This is a genomic window from Pseudomonas sp. C9-3, assembly GCF_032392015.1.
Lineage (GTDB): Bacteria > Pseudomonadota > Gammaproteobacteria > Pseudomonadales > Pseudomonadaceae > Pseudomonas > Pseudomonas nitroreducens.
Genome location: NZ_CP135919.1, coordinates 2,803,962 through 2,823,744, shown reverse-complemented (window position 1 = coordinate 2,823,744; position 19,783 = coordinate 2,803,962). Strand labels below are relative to the sequence as shown.

The 19,783-nt window shown below is 62.4% G+C and carries 19 protein-coding genes; 2 read left to right on the top strand and 17 right to left on the bottom strand.

Going from position 1 to position 19,783, the window contains the following annotated elements; translation table 11 throughout:
- Window positions 1–26: 26 nt before the first annotated feature.
- The 16 genes from nuoF to RS899_RS12680 form a co-directional block, all read right to left on the bottom strand.
- The gene (gene nuoF / locus RS899_RS12755; RefSeq protein ID WP_169938593.1) at window positions 27–1,376 is read right to left on the bottom strand and encodes an NADH-quinone oxidoreductase subunit NuoF; all 1,350 of its coding nucleotides are present in this window, start codon (window positions 1,374–1,376) and stop codon (window positions 27–29) included.
- Window positions 1,373–1,873, bottom strand: a complete 501-nt coding sequence (gene nuoE / locus RS899_RS12750; RefSeq protein WP_169887231.1) for an NADH-quinone oxidoreductase subunit NuoE — start codon at window positions 1,871–1,873, stop codon at window positions 1,373–1,375. The genes nuoF and nuoE overlap by 4 nt, the downstream gene beginning before the upstream one ends.
- The gene (gene nuoC, locus RS899_RS12745; protein WP_045214752.1) at window positions 1,870–3,651 is read right to left on the bottom strand and encodes an NADH-quinone oxidoreductase subunit C/D; all 1,782 of its coding nucleotides are present in this window, start codon (window positions 3,649–3,651) and stop codon (window positions 1,870–1,872) included. The genes nuoE and nuoC overlap by 4 nt, the downstream gene beginning before the upstream one ends.
- A gap of 59 nt (window positions 3,652–3,710) precedes the next feature.
- Entirely contained in the window at window positions 3,711–4,388 is a 678-nt protein-coding gene (locus RS899_RS12740) for a NuoB/complex I 20 kDa subunit family protein (protein WP_045214755.1), read from the bottom strand.
- A gap of 10 nt (window positions 4,389–4,398) precedes the next feature.
- Window positions 4,399–4,812, bottom strand: a complete 414-nt coding sequence (gene ndhC / locus RS899_RS12735; protein ID WP_015477476.1) for an NADH-quinone oxidoreductase subunit A — start codon at window positions 4,810–4,812, stop codon at window positions 4,399–4,401.
- Window positions 4,813–5,253: 441 nt separating this feature from the next.
- The gene (locus RS899_RS12730; RefSeq protein WP_233300266.1) at window positions 5,254–5,745 is read right to left on the bottom strand and encodes a DUF4442 domain-containing protein; all 492 of its coding nucleotides are present in this window, start codon (window positions 5,743–5,745) and stop codon (window positions 5,254–5,256) included.
- A gap of 172 nt (window positions 5,746–5,917) precedes the next feature.
- Complete coding sequence (locus RS899_RS12725) at window positions 5,918–7,513, bottom strand: isocitrate lyase (RefSeq protein ID WP_054909443.1); 1,596 nt, start codon at window positions 7,511–7,513, stop codon at window positions 5,918–5,920.
- Window positions 7,514–8,023: 510 nt separating this feature from the next.
- Complete coding sequence (locus RS899_RS12720; protein ID WP_233300272.1) at window positions 8,024–8,815, bottom strand: secretin N-terminal domain-containing protein; 792 nt, start codon at window positions 8,813–8,815, stop codon at window positions 8,024–8,026.
- A 20-nt stretch (window positions 8,816–8,835) separates the two neighbouring features.
- Complete coding sequence (locus tag RS899_RS12715; protein WP_315810116.1) at window positions 8,836–9,462, bottom strand: histone acetyltransferase HPA2; 627 nt, start codon at window positions 9,460–9,462, stop codon at window positions 8,836–8,838.
- A gap of 37 nt (window positions 9,463–9,499) precedes the next feature.
- Entirely contained in the window at window positions 9,500–9,928 is a 429-nt protein-coding gene (locus RS899_RS12710) for a GNAT family N-acetyltransferase (RefSeq protein WP_054909440.1), read from the bottom strand.
- Window positions 9,921–11,096: a cupin domain-containing protein gene (locus RS899_RS12705; protein ID WP_315810115.1), complete on the bottom strand. Its 1,176-nt coding sequence runs from the start codon at window positions 11,094–11,096 to the stop codon at window positions 9,921–9,923. The genes RS899_RS12710 and RS899_RS12705 overlap by 8 nt, the downstream gene beginning before the upstream one ends.
- Before the next feature lie 60 nt (window positions 11,097–11,156).
- The gene (purB, locus tag RS899_RS12700) at window positions 11,157–12,527 is read right to left on the bottom strand and encodes an adenylosuccinate lyase (protein ID WP_315810114.1); all 1,371 of its coding nucleotides are present in this window, start codon (window positions 12,525–12,527) and stop codon (window positions 11,157–11,159) included.
- A gap of 96 nt (window positions 12,528–12,623) precedes the next feature.
- A complete protein-coding gene (hflD, locus tag RS899_RS12695; protein WP_024765136.1) occupies window positions 12,624–13,244 on the bottom strand; it encodes a high frequency lysogenization protein HflD in 621 nt (206 codons plus the stop codon).
- On the bottom strand, window positions 13,241–14,368 hold the full coding sequence (gene mnmA, locus RS899_RS12690) for a tRNA 2-thiouridine(34) synthase MnmA (RefSeq protein WP_175405558.1): 1,128 nt from the start codon (window positions 14,366–14,368) through the stop codon (window positions 13,241–13,243). The genes hflD and mnmA overlap by 4 nt, the downstream gene beginning before the upstream one ends.
- Before the next feature lie 72 nt (window positions 14,369–14,440).
- Window positions 14,441–14,884 carry an NUDIX hydrolase gene (locus RS899_RS12685; protein ID WP_054909438.1) on the bottom strand — a complete coding sequence of 148 codons (444 nt, stop codon included), beginning with the start codon at window positions 14,882–14,884 and terminating at the stop codon, window positions 14,441–14,443.
- A gap of 102 nt (window positions 14,885–14,986) precedes the next feature.
- Window positions 14,987–17,209 (bottom strand): NADP-dependent isocitrate dehydrogenase, encoded by a 2,223-nt coding sequence (locus tag RS899_RS12680; RefSeq protein WP_315810113.1) that lies wholly within the window; start codon window positions 17,207–17,209, stop codon window positions 14,987–14,989.
- Between the two features lie 357 nt (window positions 17,210–17,566).
- On the opposite strand from RS899_RS12680, the gene icd reads away from it, so the two are divergent.
- Window positions 17,567–18,820 carry an NADP-dependent isocitrate dehydrogenase gene (gene icd, locus RS899_RS12675; protein WP_169938612.1) on the top strand — a complete coding sequence of 418 codons (1,254 nt, stop codon included), beginning with the start codon at window positions 17,567–17,569 and terminating at the stop codon, window positions 18,818–18,820.
- 73 nt (window positions 18,821–18,893) lie between these two features.
- Here the strand turns inward: icd and cspD are convergent, their stop codons facing one another.
- The gene (gene cspD, locus RS899_RS12670; RefSeq protein WP_054909436.1) at window positions 18,894–19,169 is read right to left on the bottom strand and encodes a cold shock domain-containing protein CspD; all 276 of its coding nucleotides are present in this window, start codon (window positions 19,167–19,169) and stop codon (window positions 18,894–18,896) included.
- A 228-nt stretch (window positions 19,170–19,397) separates the two neighbouring features.
- Between cspD and clpS the strand changes: the two genes are divergently transcribed.
- Complete coding sequence (gene clpS / locus RS899_RS12665; protein WP_037012443.1) at window positions 19,398–19,760, top strand: ATP-dependent Clp protease adapter ClpS; 363 nt, start codon at window positions 19,398–19,400, stop codon at window positions 19,758–19,760.
- The last annotated feature ends 23 nt before the right edge of the window (window positions 19,761–19,783 follow it).

Here is a 19,783-nt window from a genome sequence, read left to right as displayed (position 1 = left end):
GGGCGCAGCGCCCGGCGATCAAAGCATCAAGCGCCGACGGTCTGCGGTGCTTGTACGGCCTGAGCCTGGCGGGAAATGCCCGCTTCGAACTCGGGACGGAAATACTTCAGTGCGCTGCCCAGCGGCTCGACGGCACCCGGTGCGTGGGCACAGAAGGTCTTGCCTGGGCCGAGGAAGTTGACGAGCTGCTCGAGGGTTTCCAAGTCGCCCTGGGCGCCTTCGCCTTTCTCCAGCGCGCGTAGAACTTTCACGCTCCACGGCAGGCCGTCGCGGCACGGAGTGCACCAGCCGCACGATTCGCGGGCGAAGAACTCTTCCATGTTGCGCAGCAGGGAAACCATGTTGACGCTGTCGTCCACCGCCATGGCCAGGCCAGTACCCATACGGGTGCCGACCTTGGCGACGCCGCCGGCGTAGAACAGGGCGTCCAGGTGTTCCGGCAGCAGGAAGCCGGTACCGGCGCCGCCCGGCTGCCAGGCTTTGAGCTTGTAACCGTCGCGCATGCCGCCAGCGTAGTCCTCGAACAGCTCGCGGGCCGGGAGGCCGAAGGGCAGTTCCCAGATACCGGGGTTCTTCACCTTGCCGGAGAAGCCCATGAGCTTGGTGCCCATGTCCTCGCTGCCCGGACGGGCCAGGCCCTTGTACCAGTCGACGCCGTGCTCGACGATCGCCGGCACGTTGCACAGGGTCTCGACGTTGTTCACGCAGGTCGGCTTGCCCCAGACGCCAACAGCGGCGGGGAAGGGCGGCTTGGAGCGCGGGTTGGCACGGCGGCCTTCCAGCGAGTTGATCAGCGCGGTCTCTTCGCCACAGATGTAGCGGCCGGCGCCGGTGTGGACGAACAGCTCGAAATCGAAGCCGCTGCCGAGGATGTTCTTGCCCAGCAGGCCGGCGGCCTTGGCTTCCTCGATGGCGCGATTCAGGTTGCGGGCGGCGTCGACATACTCGCCGCGCAGGAAGATATAGCCGCGGTAGGCCTTGAGGGCGCGCGCGGAGATCAGCATGCCTTCCACCAGCAGGTGCGGCAGCTGCTCCATGAGCATGCGGTCCTTCCAGGTGTTGGGCTCCATCTCGTCCGCGTTGCACAGCAGGTAGCGGATGTTGAGGGATTCGTCCTTGGGCATCAGGCCCCACTTCACGCCGGTGGGGAAGCCCGCACCGCCGCGGCCCTTGAGGCCGGAGTCCTTGACGGTCTGGACGATGTCGTCGGTGGCCATCTCGGCCAGCGCCTTGCGCGCGGCGGCATAGCCATTCTTCGACTGGTACTCCTCCAGCCAGACCGGGGCGCCGTCGTCACGCAGGCGCCAGGTCAGCGGATGGGTTTCGGCCGCGCGCGCGGTGCGGTTGGGCGTGCCGTAGGAGGTGAGGCGACTCATGCGTAGGCCTCCAGCAGTTTGGCGACGCCGTCGGGACGCAGGTCGCCGAAGGTGTCGTCGTCGATCATCATCGCCGGGGCCTTGTCGCAGTTGCCCAGGCAGCACACTGGCAGCAGGGTGAAGCGGCCGTCGGCGGTGGTCTGGCCGAGGCCGATGCCCAGTTGCTTCTGGATCTCGCCGACCACGGACTCGTGGCCGCCGATGTAGCAGACCATGCTGTCGCAGACGCGGATGATGTGGCGGCCGACCGGCTGGCGGAAGATCTGGCTATAGAAGGTAGCCACTCCTTCGACGTCGCTGTCCGGGATGCCGAGGATGTCGGCGATCGCCGGGATGGCGCCGTCCGGTACCCAGCCGCGCTGCTTCTGGACGATCTTCAGGGCTTCGATGGACGCCGCGCGGGAGTCCTCGTAGTGATGCATTTCGTGCTCGATGGCCGAGCGCTCGGTTTCGCTGAGTTCGAAACGATCAGTCTGGATAAGGGTACTCATGATCAGCGGTCCACGTCGGCCATAACGAAGTCGATACTGCCCAGATAGGCGATCAGGTCAGCAATCATGCTGCCGTTGATCACCGACGGAATCTGCTGCAGGTGCGGGAAGCTGGGCGTCCGGATACGGGTCCGGTAGCTCATGGTGCTGCCATCGCTCGTCAGGTAGTAGCTGTTGATGCCCTTGGTCGCTTCCACCATCTGGAAGGCTTCGTTGGCCGGCATGACCGGGCCCCAGGAAACCTGCAGGAAGTGGGTGATCAGGGTTTCGATGTGCTGCAGCGTGCGCTCTTTGGGCGGCGGCGTGGTCAGCGGGTGATCCGCCTTGTACGGGCCTTCGGGCATGTTCTTCAGGCACTGCTCGATGATGCGCAGGCTCTGGCGCATCTCACCCATCTTGACCATACAGCGGTCGTAGGCGTCGCCGTTGGCCGCCAGCGGCACTTCGAACTCGAAGTTCTCGTAGCCGGAGTAGGGGCGGGCTTTACGCAGGTCGAAATCACAGCCGGTGGCACGCAGGCCGGCACCGGTGGTACCCCATTCCAGCGCTTCCTTGGTGTTGTACTGGGCAACGCCGATGGTACGGCCACGCAGGATACTGTTCTTCAGGGCAGCGGTTTCGTACTCGTCCAGACGCTTGGGCATCCAGTCGAGGAATTCGCGGACCAGCTTGTCCCAGCCGCGCGGCAGGTCGTGGGCGACGCCGCCGATGCGGTACCAGGCCGGGTGCAGGCGGAAGCCGGTGATGGCTTCGACGACCTTGTAGGCGCGCTGGCGGTCGGTGAAGGTGAAGAACACCGGGGTCATCGCACCCACGTCCTGGATGTAGGTGCCCAGGTAGAGGAGGTGGTTCAGGATGCGGAAGAACTCCGACATCATGATGCGGATGACGTCGACGCGCTGCGGCACCTTGATGCCGGCGAGCTTCTCGACCGAGAGCACGTACGGCAGGTTGTTCATCACGCCGCCGAGGTAGTCGATACGGTCGGTGTACGGAATGAAGCTGTGCCAGGACTGACGCTCGGCCATCTTCTCGGCGCCACGGTGGTGGTAGCCGATCTCCGGAACGCAATCGAGGATCTCTTCACCGTCCAGCTGCAGGATGATGCGGAACGCACCGTGGGCGGACGGGTGGTTCGGGCCGAGGTTGAGGAACATGAAGTCCTCGTTCTCGCCGTGGCGCTTCATGCCCCAGTCTTCGGGCTTGAAGCGCAGGGCTTCCTGCTCGAGGTCCTGCTTGGCGGCGGACAGCGCGTAGGGATCGAACTCGGTGGCGCGCGCCGGGTAGTCCTTGCGCAGCGGGTGACCTTCCCAGGTCGGCGGCATCAGCATGCGGGTCAGGTGCGGGTGACCATTGAAGGTGATCCCGTACATGTCCCAGACCTCACGCTCGTACCAGTTGGCGTTCGGCCAGATACGGGTGGCGGTCGGTACGTTCAGGTCGCCTTCGGAGAGGGCCACCTTGATCATCACGTCACTGTTACGCTCGAGCGACATCAGGTGGTAGAACACGCTGAAATCGGCGCCCGGCAGGCCGCGACGGTGGGTGCGCAGGCGCTCGTCCACGCCGTGCAGGTCATAGAGCATGACGTACGGCTTGGGCACATTGCGCAGGAAGGTGAGGACGTCGATCAGGCGCTCACGGGCGACCCAGAGCACCGGCATGCCGGTGCGGGTGGCCTGGACGGTGAAGGTCTCGGCGCCAAAGCGGGAATTCAGTTCGACGACGATATCTTGGTCGTCTGCCTTGTAAGGCGGGATGTACAGAGCGGAGTCTGCATTCATAGTCTTTAAGTCACTCGGTCAACGGTGGAGTGAAAACGGGCCTCTCGTGGAGGGCCGGATCACACTTCGTCGGGGCTGCGCAGGTTGGTGACCGCAATGCGCTGTTCGCGCTTGAGATCCTTCTGGGCAGGCATGTCGGCGCGATAGACGCCTTGATCGCCTACAACCCAGGACAACGGACGACGCTCCTGGCCGATGGATTCCTGCAGCAGCATCAGGCCTTGCAGGAACGCCTCCGGACGGGGCGGGCAGCCGGGGATGTACACGTCCACGGGGAGGAACTTGTCGACCCCCTGAACGACCGAGTAGATGTCGTACATGCCGCCGGAGTTGGCGCACGACCCCATCGAGATCACCCACTTGGGTTCCAGCATCTGTTCGTACAGGCGCTGGATGACCGGAGCCATCTTGATGAAGCAGGTGCCGGCGATGACCATGAAGTCAGCCTGGCGCGGCGATGCACGGATCACTTCGGCGCCGAAACGGGCGATGTCGTGCGGCGCGGTGAACGCCGTGGTCATCTCCACGTAGCAGCAGGACAGCCCGAAGTTGTACGGCCACAGGGAGTTCTTGCGACCCCAGTTCACCGCACCGTTGAGAACATCCTCGAGCTTGCCCATGAAGATGTTCTTGTGGACCTGCCCTTCGATGAGCGGGTCTTCTACCGTTTCGCGTTCGCCGATCGGGTACTGATCATTGGGCGCATCCGGATCGATCCGGGTAAGTTTGTATTGCATCGCCAAAGCCTCATTGTTTTAGCTTCGCCTGCCGTGCGCGACGTGCCGCCGGCGCCCAATCGAGCGCGCCGATACGCCACAGGTAGACAAGACCTGCCAACAGAATTGCTATGAAAATGGTTGCCTCGATCAGACCGGCCCAGCCGCTTTCACGGACGGACACTGACCAGGCGAAAAGGAAGAGGGCTTCGACGTCGAAGATCACGAAGAGCATCGCGACCAGATAGAATTTTGCCGACAGACGCAGGCGTGCGCTGCCGGTAGGAACGATCCCGGATTCGAACGGTTCGTTCTTGCTGCGACCAAATGCCTTACTGCCAAGCAGGCTGGAAACCCCTAGCATGAAGCCGAGCAGGCCCAGCACTCCTAAAAGGAAGGCGGCGAGTCCCCAGTGTTGAGCTGCAAGTTCAGCTGGATTGGGCATGCCGATACTCCTTCCTACAAATAACGATTGTCTTGGGTTCCAGGCGCAACGCCTGACTACTGCGAACCCGACAACTCAAGGATAGTGAGCTAAGGGTTCAGGTCATCTTTCCAATTTTATGCCCAAAGCCTTCAGCAAGTAAATTTTTCCAACACAAACAGATGCTTCTAATTCGGGCAAAAGCCTTTTGCATTTCCCGTAGCGCCCTGTTTGCGCGGCTCTGGGCGCTTAGTGTGGCGGCACTTGGGCTTTGGTCGAATAGTACTTTCGAGGTATTTGGCCGCAATAAATTGCCAATCTATAAATGATAAGTATTATCATTTGCAGTGTCGTATATCCGTAACTTTACTACATATAAGCGGCGGCGCTTTTATTTCGCTCAATTCTCGGCATTCAATTATCCCCTGGCAGTTCCCTTTGGCGCCCCTCGTTCGGGGTGGTTCAATTTCCCTTCCGAATCCACGCCCAGTGCATCTCGCAGCGCACCGGCTCTGCGCCGGAGTCGTCCAGAAGCGTCACCTGGATCAGTGCTTCCCCCTTGTCTTGCTCCAGCATCGCACGGCGCTGCTCAGGCGCCAGTGTGGCGATAGCGCGCAGGCTGCCGCGGGCCCGGCGCAGGTAATCCATCCTGAGGGTCTTGATCAGCGGCAGCTTGTGATCGGGCAGATTCATGCCGACCAGGCAACCGCTGGCGGATTCGGCCAGCAGCGCCATGGCGGCGGCATGTACGCCGCCGATGTGGTTGCGGGCTCGGCGGTGGTTGGCCAGGCTCATCCGTACTTCATCGCTGGAGAGCTTCTGGATGCGTATGCCCGCGGTGCCGGCAAAGCGTACCTGGGAGCAGAACAGGCGGCTGAGCAGCGACTCGTGAAGACGGCGCGGCAGGCGCTGGATGAGATGGGCGGCGAGGGCGAGGCGGTTGCGCTGGGACATGGGCGTTTCCAATCATATGGAGGAGGCCCGAGGCTGGCACGTGAATGCTGATCTGCCCTTGGCGGGCGGGGAGCGGGCGGCTGGCGGTTCGGCCAAGCACAAAAAGCAAAACCCCGGCGAGTGCCGGGGTTTTGCGGTGCCTCCCGGCCCCGAAGGGCCGGTGAGCCAGTTCTTAGTGGAACTGGTTCATGGTGTTGTCTTTACCCGAGGCTTTCAGAGCGGCTTCGCCAGCGAAGTACTCTTTGTGGTTGTCGCCGATGTCCGAGCCAGCCATGTTCTGGTGCTTGACGCAGGCGATACCCTGACGCAGTTCCTGACGCTGAACGCCTTTCACGTAGGCCAGCATGCCCTGGTCGGCGAAGTAGCCTTTGGCCAGGTTGTCGGTCGACAGAGCGGCGGTGTGGTAGGTCGGCAGGGTGATCAGGTGGTGGAAGATGCCGGCGTGGGCGGAGCCATCGCGCTGGAAGGTACGGATCTTCTCGTCAGCAACCTGGGCCAGCTCGGTCTCGTCGTACTCGACGCTCATCAGCTTGGCGCGGTCGTAGGCGGAAACGTCCTTGCCTTCGGCAACGAACGCGTCGAAGACCTGCTGGCGGAAGTTCAGGGTCCAGTTGAACGACGGGCTGTTGTTGTACACCAGCTTGGCGTTCGGGATGACTTGGCGGATGCGGTCAACCATGCCCTTGATCTGGCCAACGTGCGGCTTCTCGGTTTCGATCCACAGCAGATCAGCGCCGTTCTGCAGCGAGGTGATGCAGTCGAGGACGCAACGGTCTTCGCCGGTGCCCTTGCGGAACTGGAACAGGTTGGAAGCCAGGCGCTTCGGACGCAGCAGTTTGCCGCCGCGGTTGATCACCACGTCACCGTTCTGCAGTTCGGCAGCGGAAACTTCTTCGCAATCCAGGAAGGAGTTGTACTGGTCGCCCAGGTCGCCCGGCTCTTTGGTCACGGCGATCTGCTTGGTCAGGCCGGCGCCCAGGGAGTCGGTACGGGCAACGATCACGCCGTCGTCAACGCCCAGCTCGAGGAACGCGTAGCGAACAGCGTTGATCTTGGCGAGGAAGTCTTCGTGCGGAACGGTCACTTTGCCGTCCTGGTGGCCGCACTGCTTCTCGTCGGAAACCTGGTTCTCGATCTGGATGCAGCAGGCACCGGCTTCGATCATTTTCTTGGCCAGCAGGTAGGTAGCTTCCGGGTTGCCGAAGCCGGCGTCGATGTCGGCGATGATCGGTACTACGTGGGTTTCGTAGCCATCGATCTGAGCCTGGATTTCGTCCTGCTTGGCTTTGTCGCCGGCGGCGCGGGCGCTGTCCAGGGCGGTGAAGAGCAGGTCCAGTTCGCGGGCGTCAGCCTGGCGCAGGAAGGTGTAGAGCTCTTCGATCAGGCCGGAGACGGCGGTTTTTTCGTGCATGGACTGGTCGGGCAGCGGGCCGAAGTCGGAACGCAGCGCGGCAACCATCCAGCCGGACAGGTAGAGGTAGCGCTTGTTGGTGGTCTTCAGGTGCTTCTTGATCGAGATCAGCTTCTGCTGACCGATGAAGCCGTGCCAGCAACCCAGGGACTGGGTGTAGACGGAGGTGTCGGCGTCATACTCGGCCATGTCCTTGCGCATGATGGCCGCAGTGTACTTGGCGATGTCCAGACCAGTCTTGAAGCGGTTCTGAGCGCGCATACGGGCAACCGACTCGGGGTTGATAGCGCTCCAGCTGTTACCGGTTTTCTCTTTCAGAGCGGCAACGGCTTTGATGTCGTTTTGATATGCGGACATGGTCAATCCTTCAAAGTATGTGTTTGGTTGAGCACCGACTTACCCACTCAAAACCTGTATCGAAACGGAATTGGCTGCGGGTTGCTCGCCGCGGGAGGGCGAAGGGGCGACCGAAAGAAGGAATGACGCTGGAGGAGTGGGGTGGCGCGGCGTACAGACTCGTGACTGCAGCGGTGACATCCAGAATCGCTTGCCGGCTCGTGGCAGCCGTTGGGCAATGGTGGACGGCTGAATCCGTCACTTCGTGCTGTTGCTTAGGCTTGCTTCCCCGTCCCTCAGGACAACCTCTTGCCAGTCGCAACCTCGTCGATCCGCCTTGTGGGCTTAACAACACGAACCGGCGCGACGGGTAGGCCGTTGGCACGATCCGGAGGGCTTTGAGGCCCTCTGGTTAGCGGGAGCGAGGCCATCATGCACTTTCAAACGAGCGTTCGTCAAACGTTTTGTAGTGTTTTTTTTGGACTACTACACGAAGGTCTAACGAGGACTGGCAGGTCACCTACGGAAGGATTAGTCGAGCACTTCGACCTTCACCCGCAGACTGCTGTCGCTGCGCCCCTGGGTGCTGTACTGGCGGGTGTAGCCGCCCTGGGTGCTCTGGTTGCTTTCGCTGACGCCGCCGATTTCGATCCACTGGCCAATCGGACCGCTGACCTGGGTGTCGGCCGAGCTGGTGTTCATCGATCCCTGGTAGTTGCCGTTGAAGCGGTCGTTGCGGGTGCTCAGGGTAATGTGCACGAGGTTCCCCGAGAGGCTCGCGGTCACGTACATGCCCTGGTTGGCGTCGCGGTACTCGGTCTGGCTGTAGACCTGGCCGTAGGGGCCTACACCGGCGTTGGTCACCGGCTGGCTCTGGCCGACCTGGATGAAGGCGGGCGAGCCCTCAGTGACGCGCACCTGCTGGGTGCCACCGCCGCGGCTGCTGGTGGAGCGGTTGATGATGCGCACCTGGTCTCGGCCGTTCACTTCACCGCGGCCGGACTGGATCTCCACATTGCCGGCGCTGACCGATCCATTCACCGAGTAGCCGCTCTGGCTGCCCTGGCTACCGTCGACGGTGTCGAGGCTGATCAGTAGTTGGTGTGGGCGGGTATCCAGTTGTTCGAGCACCTGCTGGAGTTCGCGGATCTTTGCCAGTTCGGCATTCACGACCAGTTGGTTGCCGTAGGCGGTGACTCGGCCTTCGTTGCCTAGTACCTGCTGTGCCACCGGCAGCACGTCTTCGGCGGTGCGGTAGTTGAGCGGGATGATCTCGGTGCGCGGCGCCGCGACAGCGCTGAGGCTGAAGGCACAGGCAAGCATCAGGGCAAGTGGGCGTAGGCTCAAATCAGGAAACTCCGCAGGTTCGGGTCGAGGACGCTGGTGTTCCAGGTCTGTTCGAATTGCGCGATCAATTGGCGGACGCGCCCGCTGTTGTTGTAGTGCGCGTAGCCCGCGTACTCGCCTGGCTCCGGGCGCAGCAGCAGGCCGCAATGGTCGGCGAGCAGGAAGGCGTGCTCCTCGCTCGGGTAATCAGGATTGATCCGGCGGATCTGGCAGTAGCTGGACAGGCGCCGGCTGAGGTTGAGCAGGCGATGGCCTTCCTTCACGGCGCGCGTACTGTCGCGCACCAGGATCATCAGGCGGTTGCGCTGATTGCCCAGCAGTAGTTGCGTGCAGGCCTCCTGGATGCTGCTGTGATGGTACAGCCAGGGCTCCAGGTCGGGCGTATAGAGATAAAGCGTGCGGCGTGCCTGCTGGATCAGCGCCAGGGCGTGCGCGCGGGCGTCGTCCGGCTTGCTGAATCGGTGCAACTGATCACTTTCGCCGAGGCGAAAGGGCGCTGGCTCCAGCACTTCGGGCGGCAGCGCTTCGCTGGGCGGGTTGTGGTCGGCAAAACGCCCCGGTGACTGAAACTCGATGTCCGGCAGTTCTACCGGCAGGTCGTCTTGGTCCGGGGCGTTTTCCATGTCGCTCCTTTCTGTCAGGCACTTGCCTGGCAAGTGCTCAGGCGCTTTCGCGCACCATGTCCACGTGGGGGAGGCCGGCGTCGAGGAATTCACCGCTGGCTACCTGGAAGCCTAGCCGTTCGTAGAAAGGAATGGCGTAGACCTGTGCCGTCAGCAGCTGGCGTTTCAGCCCCTGGCTTTCGGCCTGCTCGATGGCGGCGCGCATCAGCAGGTCGCCCACCTTCAGGCCGCGCCAGTCCTTGAGCACCGATACCCGGCCGATATGCCCGTCCGGCAGGAGTCGGGCGGTACCGATGGCGTAGTCGCCTTCGAAGGCCAGGAAGTGCACGGCTTCGACATCCTCGGCGTCCCATTCGAGTTCCGGCGGGACCGATTGCTCGGCGATGAACACCGCCTCGCGAATGCGCCGCAGGTCGGCATTATCCTTCTGCCAGTCCGCGACGCGAACCCTGATCTTGCTACTCATCGGCAAACTCCAGACTGCCCTGTTTGATCAGTTCTCCGATGAGCTTACGCCCATCGTCGTCGGCCAGCCATTGGCCGAGATTCCCTTCGTGCAGCGATTCCGCCGAGCACACCAGCTTGAGCAGGTCGCGCAGTTTTTCCGGCAGCACCACGGTCTGGCCGCTGGCGAATAGCAGCAGGCCGACGTCCACTTCGCTCCAGGCCATGCGGGCGCTGGGGTTGCGAATCAGGACCTCGCCGTCTTCGATGGCGGCGGTCAGGTCGGCTTCCTCGATCTCCTCGCCGGCCACCAGTTCCGGGTAGCGCGGCTCGGTCATGAACTGGCCGAACCAGGTAAGCAGCAGGCGCTCGTCGCTCATGTGTTCCTGCAGCAGGTTCTTCAGGCGGTCGAGGGCGTCGCGCTGGATCTGGTGCTGGTCGAAATCACCTTTCATCGCGGCCATGCCGGCGTCGCTGTAACGCTCTTCGTCGGAAAGGAACTGGGCGAGGAAGTCGGTGAAGTGGGTCAGCACTTCGGCGGCGCTGGGGGCGCGGAAGCCGACCGAGTAGGTCATGCAGTCGTCTTCGGCGATGCCGTAGTGGGCGACGCGCGGCGGCAGATAGAGCATGTCGCCGGGCTCCAGGACCCATTCGGCGCTTTCTTCGAATTCGGCGAGGATGCGCAGGTCGGCGTGCGGCAGCATCGGGCTGCTGGCGTCGCAGGTCTGGCCAACTTTCCAGCGACGGTGGCCGTGGCCCTGCAGCAGGAACACGTCGTAGTTGTCGAAGTGCGGGCCAACTCCGCCGCCCGGTGCGGCATAGCTGATCATCACGTCGTCGATACGCCAGCTGGGCAGGAACTTGAAGTGTTCCAGCAGCTCCGCGACTTCCGGGATGAACTGGTCGACAGCCTGCACCAGCAGGGTCCAGTCGCGCTCGGGCATCTGGCTGAAGGTGTCTTCCTGGAACGGGCCGCGGCGCAGTTCCCAGGGGCTGTCGCCGTGCTCGACGACGATGCGCGACTCGATCATCTCTTCCAGGGCGAGGCCGGCCAGTTCGTCAGGGTCGAGCGGGCTCTTGAAATCCGGGATGGCCTGGCGCACCAGTAGGGGCTTCTTCTGCCAGTAGTCGCGGAGGAATTCTTCGGCGCTGATGCCGCCCAAAAGCTGAAGAGGAATAGCAGGATTCATATCTAAGTCCTTGAAACAAAAACGCCCGGCACAGCCGGGCGTGCAAAGTCGGGGCGAATCTCAGATGCGCTTGGCCTGGGCGGCAGCGTTACCAATGTAGTTCGCGGGGGTCAGTTTCTTCAGTTCGGCCTTGGCTTCAGCCGGCATGTCGAGACCTTCGATGAAGACCTGCAGGGCCTCGGCGCTGATGCCTTTGCCGCGGGTCAGCTCCTTGAGCTTCTCGTAGGGGTTCTCGATGCCGTAGCGGCGCATGACGGTCTGTACCGGCTCGGCCAGGACTTCCCAGCAGGCGTCCAGGTCTTCGGCGATGCGCGCGGCGTTCAGCTCCAGCTTGCCGATGCCTTTCAGGCTGGCTTCGTAGGCGATGACGCTGTGGGCGAAACCGACGCCCAGGTTGCGCAGCACGGTGGAGTCGGTCAGGTCGCGCTGCCAGCGGGAGATCGGCAGTTTGCTGGCTAGGTGCTGGAACAGTGCGTTGGCGATGCCCAGGTTGCCTTCGGAGTTCTCGAAGTCGATCGGGTTGACCTTGTGCGGCATGGTCGAGGAGCCGATTTCGCCGGCGACGGTCTTCTGCTTGAAGTAGCCCAGGGAGATGTAGCCCCAGACGTCGCGGTCGAAGTCGATGAGGATGGTGTTGAAGCGCGCGATGGCATCGAACAGCTCGGCGATGTAGTCGTGCGGCTCGATCTGGGTGGTGTAGGGGTTCCAGTTCAGGCCCAGGTCGCCCTCGATGAATTCGCGGGCGTTGGCTTCCCAGTCAACCTGCGGATAGGCGGACAGGTGGGCGTTGTAGTTGCCCACGGCGCCATTGATCTTGCCCAGCAGCTCGACCGAGGCGACTTGCTTGATCTGGCGCTCCAGGCGGTAGACGACGTTGGCCAGTTCCTTGCCCAGGGTAGTCGGGGAGGCCGGCTGGCCGTGGGTGCGCGAGAGCATCGGCACGTCGGCGAACTTCATCGCCAGCTCGCGGATGGACTCGGCGATCTGGCGCATCAGCGGCAGCAGCACGGTGTCACGGCCTTCGCGCAGCATCAGGGCGTGGGACAGGTTGTTGATGTCCTCGGAGGTGCAGGCGAAGTGGATGAACTCACTGACCTTGGCCAGTTCCGGCAGTTTGGCCGCTTGCTCCTTGAGCAGGTATTCCACTGCTTTGACGTCGTGGTTGGTGGTGCGCTCGATGTCCTTGATGCGCTGTGCGTGCTCCAGCTGGAAGTCGTCGGCCAGTTGGTTCAGCACGGCGTTGGCTTCGGCGGAGAAGGGCGCTACTTCAGGGATGCCGGCATGGGCGGCGAGACGCTGCAACCAGCGGACCTCCACCAGGACGCGGAAACGGATCAGGCCGTATTCGCTGAAGATCGGACGCAGGGCGCTGGTTTTGCTGCCGTAACGGCCGTCAACGGGGGAAACCGCGGTAAGGGAGGAAAGCTGCATGGGGGCGTTCTCGTAGCTGTCGGTCAACGAAAAGGGCGCACATCATACACGAATGGCGCGAACCGGTCGCCCTTGCGGCGACCGGAAGGGCATGCTTCAGCCGCGCAGCAGGGGGCGCAGCTCGTTGAGCATTTTCTTTCGGGCAAACAGCATCTGCCAGCGGTTGCCGCCGAGCTGTCGCCACAGGCGCGCGGAACGGATGCCGGCCAGCAGCAGGGCGCGGATGCGCGCGGCGTTGGCATTGATCTGCAGGTGGCGCATGTCGCCGTGCACCTGGATGCGCTGACGGAAGGTGCTCAGGGTGTCCTGGTAGAGGCCGGCGCAGGAGGCGATGACGTTCTCGTGGACCAGTCCGAAGTGCTGTACCTGCTGCTGGATCTGGTCCAGGCGGGTGCCCATGATGTCGAGCATGTCGTCGCGCTTGTTCAACTGGCGTTCCAGGCCGATCAGCGACAGGGCGTAGCGCAGCGGTTCGCGCTGCAGGCTGTTCGGGTCGCGCTCCAGAGCGCTGACCAGGGCGCGGAAGCCCTCGCGCAGGTTGGCGGTGTCGCCGCCGTAGACGTCGAGGGTGGTCTTCGGGTCGCGCACCAGCAGGCTGCCGAGCATGCAGCCCAGCGGCGCCTCGGGAACCTGGCCGGTGCGGGCGAGGCGGTCTACCAGGGCGGCGGCTTCGAAGACGCCGGAGAGTGCGATGATCTGGTCGTGCAGATCGCTCATGTACGGTCCTTAGCGAACGCGGGTTCAGCGGATTCGATGACGCCGCCACCGAGGCATACTTCGCCGTCATAGAAGACGACGGACTGGCCTGGGGTCACGGCGCGCTGCGGCTCGTCAAACACGGCGCGGTAGCCGCTCTCGGTGCGCTCGAGCACGCAGTCCTGGTCAGCCTGGCGGTAACGTACCTTGGCGCGCAGAGCCTTTGGCTGGTCCAGGTCGATGGGGTTGACCCAATAGATGTGCGAGGCGTGCAGGGCGCGGGAGAACAGCCATGGATGATCGTTGCCCTGGCCGACGACCAGGACGTTGCGCACCAGGTCCTTCTCCAGCACGTACCAGGGGCTGTCATCGGCATTCTTCAGGCCGCCGATGCCCAGGCCCTGGCGCTGGCCGATAGTGTGGTACATCAGGCCGACGTGCTTGCCGATGACCTGGCCGTCGGTGGTCTCGATGTCGCCCGGCTGGGCCGGCAGGTACTGCTTGAGGAAGTCGCTGAAGCGGCGCTCGCCAATGAAGCAGATGCCGGTGGAGTCCTTCTTCTTTGCAGTGGCCAGACCGTATTTCTCGGCGATGGCGCGGACCTCGGGCTTTTCCAGTTCGCCAACCGGGAACAGCGTCTTGCCGATCTGCTCGCCGCCCACGGCGTGGAGGAAGTAGCTCTGGTCCTTGTTCGGGTCCAGGCCCTTGAGTAGTTCGCTGCGGCCGTCGATGTCGCGGCGGCGCACGTAGTGGCCGGTGGCGATCAGGTCGGCGCCCAGGGCGACGGCGTAATCGAGGAAGGCTTTGAACTTGATCTCGCGGTTGCAGAGGATGTCCGGGTTCGGCGTGCGGCCGGCCTTGTATTCCTCGAGGAAGTGCTCGAAGACGTTGTCCCAGTATTCTGCGGCGAAATTGGCGGTGTGCAGCTTGATGCCGATGCGGTCGCAGACGGCCTGGGCGTCGGCCAGGTCGGTCATCGCGGTGCAGTACTCGGTGCCGTCGTCCTCTTCCCAGTTCTTCATGAACAGGCCTTCCACCTGGTAGCCCTGTTCCTTGAGGAGCAGGGCGGAGACGGAGGAGTCCACGCCGCCGGACATGCCGACGATGACGCGGGTGTTCTGCGGAGCTTTCAGGGAATCAGACATGGTGGCGCATCACGGGTGCAGGTAAAGGCGGGGATTCTACCAGAGCCGAGCGGCTCAGGCTCGGCTGCCGGCTCAGGCGCGGATCAGGCTCAGCGGGAAGCGCTCGCCCTCCAGGTAGTCGTCGATGCAGCGCAGTACCAGGTGACTGCGCCAGCGTTCTGGCTGGGCAGCCAGTTCGTCGCGCGTCAGCCAGCGGGCGCCGAGGATGCCGTCATCCAGTGCGCGCTCGGGGTGATGGCGCAGCGGGCGGGCGGCGAAGCAGACGCGCTGGTAGGTCACGCCGTTGCTGGGGGCGGTATAGAGGTAGATGCCGGTGACGGCGGTCAGCTCCACGTCCCAGCCAGTTTCCTCGAGGGTTTCGCGCACGGCGGCCTCGAGCAGCGTTTCGTTGGCCTCCAGGTGGCCGGCCGGCTGGTTGAAGACCTGTTTTTTGTCAGCGGACATTTCTTCCACCAGCAGGAAACGCCCCTGGTCTTCGACGATAGTGGCGACGGTGACGTGTGCTAGCCAGCGCATGAATCTGTTCTCGTGGTTCGAAAGGCGCGAGTTTAACGTGGCGGGGCGCAGAAAGCAGAACCCCCGGGAAGGCCCGGGGGTTCTGGTGTCACGCGAAGTGGCTTACGCCAGTGCGTCGATCGCGGCGTTGAAGGTCGCGCTCGGGCGCATGACCTGGCTGGTCAGCTCCGGGTTGGAACGGTAGTAGCCGCCGATTTCCGCCGGCTTGCCTTGAACGCCGTTCAGTTCGGCGACGATGGCCGCTTCCTTCTCGGTCAGGGTCTTGGCCAGGGTGGCGAAGTGAGCCTTCAGCTCGGTGTCGTCATTCTGCTCGGCCAGGGCCTGGGCCCAGTACATGGCCAGGTAGAAGTGGCTGCCGCGGTTGTCGATCTCACCGATCTTGCGCGACGGCGACTTGTTGTTGTCGAGCAGCTTGCCGGTGGCGATGTCCAGGGTCTTGCCCAGTACCTTGGCCTTGGCGTTGTCGGTCTTGATGCCTTCTTCTTCGAAGGAGACGGCAAGAGCCAGGAACTCGCCCAGGGAATCCCAGCGCAGGTAGTTCTCTTCCACCAGCTGCTGTACGTGTTTCGGAGCCGAGCCGCCGGCGCCGGTTTCGTACATGCCGCCGCCCGCCATCAGCGGAACGATGGAGAGCATCTTGGCCGAGGTGCCCAGCTCCATGATCGGGAACAGGTCGGTCAGGTAGTCGCGCAGGACGTTGCCGGTCACCGAGATGGTGTCCAGGCCGCGCAGCTGACGCTCCATGCTGGTGCGGATGGCTTCGTTGTAGCCCTTGATGCTGATGTCCAGGCCGGTCAGGTCGTGGTCTTTCAGGTACAGCTCGACCTTCTTGCGCAGCTCGTTGTCGTGGGCGCGCTCCGGGTCCAGCCAGAAGATGGCCGGGGTGTTGGAGGCGCGGGCACGGGTGACGGCCAGCTTGACCCAGTCGCGGATCGGGGCGTCCTTGGTCTGGCAGGCGCGCCAGATGTCGCCGGCCTGTACTTCGTGCTGCATCAGGACTTTGCCGTCGGCGTCGACAACGCGCATCACGCCGTCAGCTTCGAGTTCGAAGGTCTTGTCGTGGGAGCCGTATTCCTCGGCCTTCTGCGCCATCAGGCCGACGTTCGGCACGCTGCCCATGGTGGTCGGGTCGAACGCGCCGTTGGTTTTGCAGAAGTTGATCATTTCCTGGTAGATGCGGGCGTAGGTGCTTTCCGGCATTACCGCTTTGGTGTCTTTTTGCTTGCCATCCTTGCCCCACATCTGACCCGAGTTGCGGATCATGGCCGGCATGGAGGCGTCGACGATCACGTCGCTGGGGATGTGCAGGTTGGTGATGCCCTTGACCGAGTCAACCATCGCCATTTCCGGACGGTGGCTGTACACCTCATGGATGTCGTGCAGGATTTCTTCCTGCTGCGAGGCCGGCAGCGACTTGATCTTGTCGTAGACGCTGGAGATGCCGTTGTTCGGGTTCACGCCCAGCTCTTCGAACAGCTGGCCGTACTTCTCGAACACGTCCTTGTAGTAGACGGTGACGGCGTGGCCGAAGACGATCGGGTGGGAGATCTTCATCATGGTGGCCTTGACGTGCAGGGACCACATGACGCCGGTTTCCTTGCAGTCCTGCAGGGTCTTCTCGAAGAAGGCGCGCAGTTTGCTGCAGCTCATGAACATGCTGTCGAGGACTTCGCCGTCCTGCATCTTCAGAGTCTTCTTGGTCTCGACCTTGCCGTCCTTGCCGACGAACTCGATACGGACTTCACCGGCCTTCGGGATGGTGACCGACTGTTCGCTGGAGAAGAAGTCGCCGCCACGCATGTAGTCGGCGTGGGAGCGCGAAGCCATGCTCCACTTGCCCATGCTGTGCGGGTGTTTGCGGGCGTAGGCCTTCACGGCGGCCGGGGCGCGGCGGTCAGAGTTGCCTTCGCGCAGGACCGGGTTCACGGCGCTGCCCAGGACCTTGGCGTAGCGGGCGCGAGTGTCTTTCTCTTCGTCGGTCTGCGGGTCTTCCGGGAAGTCCGGAATGGCGTAGCCCAGCTTCTGCAGCTCGGCGATGGCGCCCTTGAGCTGCGGTACCGAAGCGGAGATGTTCGGCAGCTTGATGATGTTGGCTTTGGCGTCGGTGGCCAGTTGGGCCAGGTAGGCCAGATCGTCTTCGATGGCCTTGTCGCCGAGCTTGTCAGCGAAGGAGGCCAGGATACGGCCCGAAAGAGAGATGTCGCGGGTCTCGACGTCGATGCCGGCGGAAGCGGCAAAGGCTTTTACGATAGGAAGAAGCGAATAGGTGGCAAGGGCGGGTGCTTCGTCGGTGAAGGTGTAGGTGATCTTCGAGCGGATGGACATCTCGTTCTAACTCTCTTCTTTGCTGGGCGCGCACAGAGTCTCGAATCGCGTTGGTACACGCTTGCGTTCAACGAAGTGGTTGACCGACCTTCGAGATTTGCCGCGGGGATATTGGGGCGCCAGTAGAGCGTTGTACGGCGGGATCCTGGTGGGGACGTGCGCCGCTGCGAGGAGAGAGTCTGGTCCCAGACTGCTCGGACCTCGATGACCATTAAGTCATGACGGCCAGTATACCACCCTAAAGGCAGGGTGAAGCGTGTCCCTTTTTTAGACTAAGGAATGATGTAGTTCGATTACCGACTTGTGAGCTACCCTCAGTGGCTGCAAGAAGGTTTCAACCAAAAAGCGGAGTTCAGCATGGGATACCAAAAGATCCAGGTGCCGGCCGGTGACAAAATCACCGTCAACGCCGATATGTCCTTGAATGTACCGAAGAACCCGATCATCCCCTTCATCGAGGGTGATGGCATTGGTGTCGATATCAGCCCGGTCATGATCAAGGTCGTCGACGCTGCCGTCGAGAAAGCCTACAAAGGCGACCGCAAGATCGCGTGGATGGAAGTCTACGCTGGCGAGAAGGCCACCCAGGTCTATGACCAGGACACCTGGCTGCCCCAGGAAACCCTGGATGCCGTTCGCGACTATGTCGTCTCCATCAAGGGGCCGCTGACCACTCCGGTCGGTGGTGGCATCCGCTCCCTGAACGTGGCCCTGCGCCAGCAGCTCGACCTCTATGTCTGCCTGCGCCCGGTGCGTTGGTTCGAAGGCGTGCCCAGCCCGGTGAAGAAGCCCGGCGATGTGGACATGGTGATCTTCCGCGAGAACTCCGAAGACATCTACGCCGGCGTCGAATGGAAGGCCGGCTCCCCCGAGGCCCAGAAGGTCATCAAATTCCTCACCGAGGAAATGGGCGTCAAGAAGATCCGCTTCACCGACAACTGCGGCATCGGCATCAAGCCGGTTTCCCAGGAAGGCACCAAGCGCCTGGTGCGCAAGGCCCTGCAGTACGCCGTGGACAATGACCGTGATTCGGTCACCATCGTCCACAAGGGCAACATCATGAAATTCACCGAGGGTGCGTTCAAGGACTGGGGCTACGAGATCGCTCGCGACGAGTTCGGTGCCCAGTTGCTCGACGGCGGCCCGTGGATGCAGTTCAAGAATCCCGCTACCGGCAAGAACATCGTGGTGAAGGACGTGATCGCCGACGCCATGCTGCAGCAGATCCTGCTGCGCCCGGCCGAGTACGATGTGATCGCCACCCTCAACCTGAACGGCGACTACCTGTCCGACGCCCTGGCGGCGGAGGTGGGTGGTATCGGCATCGCGCCGGGCGCCAACCTGTCCGATTCGGTGGCCATGTTCGAGGCGACGCACGGTACTGCGCCCAAGTACGCCGGCCTGGACAAGGTCAACCCGGGTTCGGTGATCCTCTCCGCCGAGATGATGCTGCGCCACATGGGCTGGCCGGAAGCGGCCGACCTGATCATCGATGGCGTGAACGGGGCCATTGCTGCGAAAACCGTCACCTACGACTTCGAGCGTCTGATGGACGGCGCCAAGCTGCTGTCCTGCTCGGAGTTCGGCGACGCGATCATCGCCAAGATGTAACCTGGTAATGCTTCGCCCATGAAAAAGGCCGGCTTGCTGCCGGCCTTTTTCGTTTCGTCTGATCCTTGACGAATCAGGCTTCCGCCGTGAGGTTCTGTACCTCGCTGCTCGGGGCAGCTTGTGCGGACGGGGTGGATGCATTGGCGTTGACGGGCTGGATGTTCACTGCGTGCAACCCCTTCGGACCTTGCAGAATCTCGAAACTGACGGGTTGGCCGGCCTTGAGTGTCTTGTAGCCATCCATCTGGATTGCCGAGTAGTGAGCAAACAGGTCCTCATCTCGGCCATCAGCCAGGATGAAACCGTAGCCCTTGGCGTTGTTGAACCACTTGACCTTACCGCTGAGCATGCTGATATCCCTCTGCAAAGGACTCCATCGCTGGAGTATCATCCACTACTATTCCGCTATGCCTTTTTGTAAAGACTGGCGTCCGGAACTCCTGATACCCTCCGGGGGGTATCCTTTGGTTGTAACACCCTTTTGCCGTTAGTCAAGGCGGCGTCGTCTGGGCCTGAGAGGCGATTCAAACTCCGGCCGGCCCACTCATTCACCCACTCGCAAAGCTTTTATTCCAGCATGCATGCAAGTAGCCAGATTCGACTAACATTCAATCAGGACCGCCCGGATCCATTGGAAGACGACGGAACGGGGTTGGCGGTTGAGGAAGCCAAGCCAGCCCTGAAAGCGCCGTCCATGTATCGGGTCATCATGTTCAACGATGACTACACCCCGATGGATTTCGTGGTTGAGGTGCTCGAGCTGTACTTCAACATGAACCGAGAGCAGGCAACCAAGGTCATGTTGACTGTGCATACCCAGGGCAAGGCGAACTGCGGGACCTTTACCCGTGATGTCGCGGAAACCAAAGCCATGCAGGTCAATCAATATGCGAGGGAGAGCCAACATCCACTGTTGTGCGAAATTGAGATAGAAGGTTGATGCGGATGTTTGGGAGCGAGGTG